Source organism: Nocardioides sp. (assembly GCF_036374615.1).
In the GTDB taxonomy this organism is placed as follows: domain Bacteria; phylum Actinomycetota; class Actinomycetes; order Propionibacteriales; family Nocardioidaceae; genus Nocardioides.
This window is the reverse complement of sequence record NZ_DASUTK010000077.1, coordinates 1-6148: the sequence shown is the minus strand read 5'-3', so window position 1 is coordinate 6148 and position 6148 is coordinate 1. Positions and strand designations below refer to the sequence as shown.

Annotated in this window: 11 protein-coding genes; 10 read left to right on the top strand and 1 reads right to left on the bottom strand. The window is 70.7% G+C overall.

Annotated features, from left to right (window positions below):
• Positions 1 to 399: Hsp20/alpha crystallin family protein (locus tag VFZ39_RS06325; RefSeq protein ID WP_330864885.1), on the bottom strand; the 399-nt coding region annotated here is incomplete at its 3' end.
• A gap of 118 nt (positions 400 to 517) precedes the next feature.
• Here VFZ39_RS06325 and VFZ39_RS06320 point away from each other — a divergent pair.
• The 10 genes from VFZ39_RS06320 to VFZ39_RS06275 form a co-directional block, all read left to right on the top strand.
• Entirely contained in the window at positions 518 to 796 is a 279-nt protein-coding gene (locus VFZ39_RS06320; RefSeq protein WP_330864884.1) for a MerR family transcriptional regulator, read from the top strand.
• Positions 797 to 802: 6 nt separating this feature from the next.
• Positions 803 to 1270 carry a TlpA family protein disulfide reductase gene (locus VFZ39_RS06315; RefSeq protein WP_330864883.1) on the top strand — a complete coding sequence of 156 codons (468 nt, stop codon included), beginning with the start codon at positions 803 to 805 and terminating at the stop codon, positions 1268 to 1270.
• A gap of 261 nt (positions 1271 to 1531) precedes the next feature.
• The gene (locus VFZ39_RS06310; protein ID WP_330864882.1) at positions 1532 to 1984 is read left to right on the top strand and encodes a DUF4395 domain-containing protein; all 453 of its coding nucleotides are present in this window, start codon (positions 1532 to 1534) and stop codon (positions 1982 to 1984) included.
• Between the two features lie 16 nt (positions 1985 to 2000).
• Entirely contained in the window at positions 2001 to 2849 is an 849-nt protein-coding gene (locus VFZ39_RS06305; protein ID WP_330864881.1) for a sulfurtransferase, read from the top strand.
• On the top strand, positions 2849 to 3148 hold the full coding sequence (locus VFZ39_RS06300; RefSeq protein ID WP_330864880.1) for a DUF1416 domain-containing protein: 300 nt from the start codon (positions 2849 to 2851) through the stop codon (positions 3146 to 3148). Before VFZ39_RS06305 ends, VFZ39_RS06300 begins: the two co-directional genes overlap by 1 nt.
• 48 nt (positions 3149 to 3196) lie before the next feature.
• Positions 3197 to 3469: an SAV_915 family protein gene (locus VFZ39_RS06295; RefSeq protein ID WP_330864879.1), complete on the top strand. Its 273-nt coding sequence runs from the start codon at positions 3197 to 3199 to the stop codon at positions 3467 to 3469.
• A complete protein-coding gene (locus tag VFZ39_RS06290; RefSeq protein ID WP_330864878.1) occupies positions 3462 to 3755 on the top strand; it encodes a hypothetical protein in 294 nt (97 codons plus the stop codon). Before VFZ39_RS06295 ends, VFZ39_RS06290 begins: the two co-directional genes overlap by 8 nt.
• Positions 3752 to 4933, top strand: coding sequence for a hypothetical protein (locus tag VFZ39_RS06285; protein ID WP_330864877.1), 1182 nt, complete (start codon positions 3752 to 3754; stop codon positions 4931 to 4933). Before VFZ39_RS06290 ends, VFZ39_RS06285 begins: the two co-directional genes overlap by 4 nt.
• 30 nt (positions 4934 to 4963) lie before the next feature.
• Positions 4964 to 5689 carry a hypothetical protein gene (locus VFZ39_RS06280; RefSeq protein WP_330864876.1) on the top strand — a complete coding sequence of 242 codons (726 nt, stop codon included), beginning with the start codon at positions 4964 to 4966 and terminating at the stop codon, positions 5687 to 5689.
• Between the two features lie 43 nt (positions 5690 to 5732).
• Positions 5733 to 6148, top strand: a 416-nt coding sequence (locus VFZ39_RS06275; RefSeq protein WP_330864875.1) for a hypothetical protein, incomplete at its 3' end; no start/stop codon positions are given.

Below are 6148 nucleotides of genomic sequence, written 5' to 3'. Positions count from 1 at the left end.
GTGGCTGGACTGGATCTCGATCTTGCGCGGCTTGGCCTTCTCCGCGACCGGGACCACGAGCCGCAGCACGCCGGCCTCGTAGCTGGCCTCGATGTGCTCGAGGTCGAGGTTGTCGCCCAGGACCAGCTGGCGGCTGAACTGACCGCGCGGGCGCTCGCTCGCGAGCATCTCCCAGTCGCCGTTGCGGGCGACCCGCTCGGCTCGGACGGTCAGCACGTTGCGCTCGACGTCGAGGTCGATGCTGTCCCGCGAGACGCCGGGGAGGTCGAACTCGAGGACGAAGCGGTCACCCTCGCGCCAGGCGTCCATCTGCATGACCGCGGGGCGGTTGGTCGTGCCGAGCAGCTGGCTGGTCAGCCGGTCGAAGTCACGGAACGGGTCAGTCGTACGCAGCAACATCACGGAATCCTCCTCGTGTTCGTGTCGTGTCGGTGATGTCTACCGGTGTTAACGTGCAATGACTGTTATAGATTCCCTGATGTACAGATGGCAAGTCCTTGGAGGAGTTGATTCAGCGATGTCGCGAGCGCGTGGCGTGTTCGCCATCTCGGTGGCGTCCGAGATGGTCCGCATGCCGGCTCAGAACCTGCGCGTGTACGAGCGCCACGGCCTGCTCGAGCCGGAGCGCACCGCCGGCGGCACCCGTCGCTACAGCGAGCAGGACGTCGAGCGCCTGCGGCGGATCCGGGACCTGCTCGCCGAAGGCCTCAATCTCGCGGGGATCGCCCACGTGCTGCGGCTCGAGGCGGAGGTCCAGCAGCTGCGAGCGGAATGCGAACGCCTGCGCGCACGTTGATCCGGCATGACCCCCGGCGGCTGGATCCTGCTCGTGAGCGTGGCGCTCGCACTGGGGCTGGGGACCTACCGGCTGCTGTCGGACGGCCGGTTCCGCGGCACTCACCGGATCAGACGACCAGACGACGAGGTCGCGCCCGTGGTTGAGGTGCGAGCGCAGCGAGCCTCGAAACCCCCGGTGGTGCCGAGCGACCAGCTCGGCGAGCGCGCCACGCTGGTGCAGTTCTCCAGCGCCTTCTGCGCCCCCTGCCGCGCGACCAGGCGCGTCCTCGCGGACGTCGCCGCCGCGGTGCCGGGCGTGCGGCACGTGGAGCTCGACGCCGAGCAGCACCTCGATCTCGTACGCCGAGTCGGCGTCACCCGGACGCCGACCACGCTGGTTCTCGACCACGCCGGCCACGAGGTGACCCGGGCGGCCGGGGCGCCTCGCAAGGAGCACGTGCTGGCGGTCCTCGCGGGAATCGAGGCGTCATGACCAAATGGTGGACAGCCGTCTCGCAAAATGAGACACGCGTTACCGGCCAGGGACGCGTGCGCCCTAGCCTTCACCCCATGAGCTCGACCATGTTGACCAAGCGCCGCGCAGTGGACCACTGCCTGGTGCGCTCGGCCATGTGTCGCATGTCCTAGGGCACGCGCCCGTCATTTCTAGACTATGTCTAGTCGACCACTCGACTAAACTGTGTGCGTGCCCTCCGAATCCGCCCGTTCCGCCGGACTTCAGGACAGGACCTTCATGCCCACGCTCATCGATCCACGCGGCGCCCGAGTCGCTGCCGCCCTCACCAGCGTCGTGCTGGCGTTGGTACTCCTCACAGCACCCGGCCCGGTGTCGACCGCCCTCCTGGCGGTGCAGACGGCCGTGTTCGCCGTCGGGGCGTTCGTCGGCGTCCAGCACACGCCGTACGCCCTGCTCTTCCGGACCCTGATCCGACCCAGGCTCGGGCCGCCCGCCGAGCTCGAGGACGCCGCCCCACCGCGGTTCGCCCAAGCGGTCGGTCTGGGCTTCGCCTTGGTCGGCCTGGTCGCTGTGCTCAGCGGCGTCACCACGCTCGGACTCGTCGCCGTCGGCCTCGCGCTGGTAGCGGCGCTGCTCAACGCGGCCGTCGGCATCTGCCTCGGCTGCGAGATCTACCTCCTGGCCAAGCGCGTGTCCGGCACGCGCACCACCGTCGCAACCTCCAACTGAAAGGCAGTACCCAACCATGAGCCGCGAAGCCACGCTCGTCACCGCCGACTGGGTCGAGCAGAACCTGGACAACGACCAGGTGGTCCTGGTCGAGGTCGACGAGGACACCACCGCCTACGACAAGGGCCACATCCAGGGCGCGATCAAGCTCGACTGGACGACCGATCTGCAGGACCAGGTCCGCCGCGACTTCGTGAGCAAGGAGCAGTTCGAGGCGCTGCTCTCGCAGCGGGGCGTCGGCAACGACCACACCGTGGTGCTGTACGGCGGGAACAACAACTGGTTCGCCGCCTACGCGTACTGGTACTTCAAGCTCTACGGCCACCAGGACGTCAAGCTCCTCGACGGTGGCCGCAAGAAGTGGGAGCTCGACTCCCGTGAGCTCACGACCGACCTGCCGGACCGTGCCCCCACGCAGTACGTCGCGCAGCAGCAGGACCGCTCGATCCGCGCTTTCCGCGACGAGGTCGTCGCGGCGATCGGGTCCCAGAACCTGGTCGACGTCCGGAGCCCCGACGAGTACGCGGGCCGGCTGCTGGCCCCGGCGCACCTGCCGCAGGAGCAGGCGCAGCGCGCGGGCCACATCCCGACCGCAGCGAGTGTGCCGTGGAGCAAGGCGGCCAACGACGACGGCACGTTCAAGTCCGACGACGAGCTGAAGGAGATCTACAGCGAGGCCGGCGTCGACTGGGGCAAGGACACGATCGCCTACTGCCGGATCGGTGAGCGCTCCAGCCACACCTGGTTCGTGCTGAAGGAGCTGCTCGGGCAGCAGAACGTGAAGAACTACGACGGATCGTGGACCGAGTACGGCTCGCTCGTCGGCGTGCCGGTGGTCCTCGGCGACGAGCCCGGGGAGGCCTGATGGCTTGCGGAGCTGTGGTGGGCGGCCGGTCGCTGGAAGGCGTCGACGTCACCAAGGAAGCGATCATCCAGGGCCAGGTCACGCGATCAGGCGAGCCGGTCGGCAACGCGTACGTGCGCCTGCTCGACAGCACCGGGGAGTTCACCGCCGAGGTGCCGACCGACGACGCCGGACAGTTCCGGTTCTTCGCTGGGAACGGTCGCTGGACGCTGCGGACCCTGGCGCCGCGGGCGGAGGTGGTCGACCGCACCGTAGCGGCGCAGGTCGGCGCGGTCGCGGAGGTCGCGATCTCGGTCTGACCCGGGCGGCACGTTTGGGGATCGGCCGAGCGGGTCATGATGCTCGGCATGGAACGACCCGCCCTACCCCCCGTCGTCTACGTGCCGACGATCACCGACGAGGACGGCGCCAACCGGCTCCGCATGCACGAGCTGCGTGACGGCCGGGTGGCGCTGTTCGTCTACTCGGCCATCGACCGGCTCGAGGAGCAGTACGGCGAGGGCCACCCGTGGGCACTGCTCAGCGTCCCGAACCTGCAGCTCGCCCACGAGCGTGCCCCGTTCGACCTGCTGCTTCTCGACCGAGACCTCCACCCCCGGGAGGAGGCGGCCCATGGGTGACGAGCTCCGGATCCCTGCCGGCGTCCTCTCCGACATCCGAGGCGAGCTCGGCAAGGGCAGCGACGCCCTCGAAGGGACGGGAGGCTCGGCGCCCCGAGGCATCGACGCGGGCGAGATGACCGCGATGCTCACGGGCATGATGTCGAAGGTCGTCGACCAGGCGGCCGCCCTGTCCGAGGGCCTCTCCGGCGTCAGCGCCCAGGTGGGCGAGGCCGACACCCACTTCTGGGAGACCGACCACGACGTCTCCACGTCGTACGGCGGCGGGAGGCCGGTGCCGCAGTGAGCATCGACACCGAGATCGAGGGGTCGCCGAGCTCGATCCGTGCGGCCGCGACCTGGCTGAGCGACACGTTGCAGCCTGCGGTCGAGGAGGGCGGCGACTCGTTCGCGGCGGCCCGCCGCTCGGCCGCCGCGGACTGGCGCGGCGACACCGGCGAGGCGTTCGCGAGCGCGATGCGGCGCGCCGTGACCCAGACCGACCACGTCGAGACCGGCGTCACCGGCGTGAAGAACGCCTTCGACGACTACGCCGGATCGCTCGAGCGGTGCCAGAACCGGATGACAGCCATCCGCGACGACGCCCGCGCCGGCGGTCTCACCGTCGCCGGCTTCACGATCCAGCCGCCGGGTGACGGCCCTGCACTTCCGGGAGAGCCCCCGGAGGCGGCCTCCCAGGGCGCGGCCGACCGGTACAACGCCGACGTCACGGCGTACAACGCCCACCAGGACAAGATCCGTCTCTACAACCGGCTGGTCGAGCGGGCCGGCGAGGTGTGGGACGACATCGAGCGGGCATGGGAGCGGGTGTCCTCGAAGGACCGCGCGCTCGACGGCGCCAGCTGGACCTTCACCCTGACGGACATCGCCGGCGGTCTCGGCGGCGCCGTCCTCGACCTCCAGGGCAGTGTCCTGCGCGGCAGCTCCCAGTACTGGGCGAACCTGTCCGACCAGCACCTCGAGCGGCTTCGCAACACCACCAGGGTGCCGAACCCGGCGCAGTTCTACGACGACCTCGACCACTGGCGCTCGACCGCTACCGGGGCCGCCGACGACGCGGCTCGTGCCGGCCGGCTGCTCAGGATGGGCAAGGCGGTCCCCCTCGCCGTCGGTGGCGTCCTGACGGGGGTCGGCATCTGGTACGACATGGAGCACGGCGACGAGAGCGCGGCCCAGGCCGTCACCTCCAACGTGGGCGGCTTCGCGGCATCCGTGGCCACCGGCGCCGTGGTCGGCACCATGATCGGCGGTCCGGTCGGCACCGTCGTCGGCACCGTCGTCGGAGCAGGCGTGGGCGTGTTCACCTCCGGCATGATCGACGGGCTGTGGGAGAGCGGCGGCGACGTCAGCGACGCGTTCATGGCCGGCGTCGACACGCTCGCCGACACCGGTGACGCGCTGCTCGACGGCGCCAGCGACGTCGGCGGCGCGGTCGTCGACGGCATCGGCGGGCTCTTCGACTGAGGGGTCGGCGGACGTGAGAGGTTGTACGACGTGAAAGCGCTGCGGTGGGCCGGCGCCGCCATCCTCGTCCTGATCGGGGCCCCGCTGGTGGTGATCGGGGCGATCGGGCTCGGCGACGAGACCGGCCGGGTGTTCTTCACGATCGGTGTGCTCGTGCTCATCTCCGCCGTCGGAGGTGTCGCCCGACTGCTGGCGGACCGACGGCCGCCGCCTCGCCCCCGGCTCGTCGAGCTGACGCCTGAGGAGTCGGCCCTCTTCCTCCCACGCGCCTCCGCTCCCAGCCGGATCTCGTCGATGGTCCTCCTCGGCTACGGCCTGGTGCTGCTGGCCTCAGCCGTGTCGGCGAGCCTGGTCGAGTCGTGGGGCGTGGCCGTGGTCTGCGCGCTGCTCGGACTGGCCGCACTCTGGCTGGCCGCACCCGGCCGCGATCTCGCCGGTGGGATCTGGCTCTCACCCCGGCGGCTCGCCCACGAGCACGACGGCCGCCGGTGGGAGGTTCCGTGGGACGACGTGACGGGGGTCGTTCCGCAGCAACCGATGCCGGTGCTGGTCCGCGCGGACCGGATGCCGACCGTGCAACGGACCGGGCCGCTCGGTCGCGCGTGGAACCCACGCCGGGGGGACGGACTCCTCGCCGTCGACACCCGCCACCTGGCCGGCGGGACCGAGCTCGCGTCGTACGTCATCGGCAAGGCGGTCACCGACCCGGCGTCACGTACCGTCCTCGGCACCCCGGACTCCCTGCCGCAACACTGAGCGATCGCCCCGCTGGGCGGGGTGCAATCGCTAGGGTTCCGGCGTGGCAAGGGAGACGCGTGCTGGTGACGCAGCGTATCGAGCGACGCCGCAGGACCCCTTCCGCATCCTGGTCGTCTGCGTGGGCAACGTCTGTCGCTCGCCGCTGGCCGAGCGGCTGCTGCTGTCGCGGCTCGGGGCGGGCTTCGAGGTCCGGAGCAGTGGGGTGCGCGCGCTGGTCGGCGAACCGATGGACCCGACGGTGGCCCGGCTCGCTACCGAGCTGGGCGCCGACCCGACGAGCTTCGTCGCGCGCCAGTTCGAGCCGGACCAGGCGGAGTGGGCCGACCTGGTCCTGGTCGCCACCCGCGACCTGCGCTCGCGGGTGCTGGCCGAGGTGCCGACTGCGCTGCGACGTACGTTCACACTTCTTGAAGCTGGCCGGCTCGTGACGGCCGTGTCCGCACCGGAGCCGACGAT

Excerpts from the sequence above, each read along its gene's own strand:
- VFZ39_RS06310 (WP_330864882.1), top strand. The coding sequence starts at position 1,532 with ATGCCCACGCTCATCGATCCACGCGGCGCCCGAGTCGCTGCCGCCCTC.
- VFZ39_RS06315 (WP_330864883.1), top strand. The coding sequence starts at position 803 with ATGACCCCCGGCGGCTGGATCCTGCTCGTGAGCGTGGCGCTCGCACTG.
- VFZ39_RS06290 (WP_330864878.1), top strand. The coding sequence starts at position 3,462 with ATGGGTGACGAGCTCCGGATCCCTGCCGGCGTCCTCTCCGACATCCGA.
- VFZ39_RS06305 (WP_330864881.1), top strand. The coding sequence starts at position 2,001 with ATGAGCCGCGAAGCCACGCTCGTCACCGCCGACTGGGTCGAGCAGAAC.
- VFZ39_RS06295 (WP_330864879.1), top strand. The coding sequence starts at position 3,197 with ATGGAACGACCCGCCCTACCCCCCGTCGTCTACGTGCCGACGATCACC.
- VFZ39_RS06300 (WP_330864880.1), top strand. The coding sequence starts at position 2,849 with ATGGCTTGCGGAGCTGTGGTGGGCGGCCGGTCGCTGGAAGGCGTCGAC.
- VFZ39_RS06320 (WP_330864884.1), top strand. The coding sequence starts at position 518 with ATGTCGCGAGCGCGTGGCGTGTTCGCCATCTCGGTGGCGTCCGAGATG.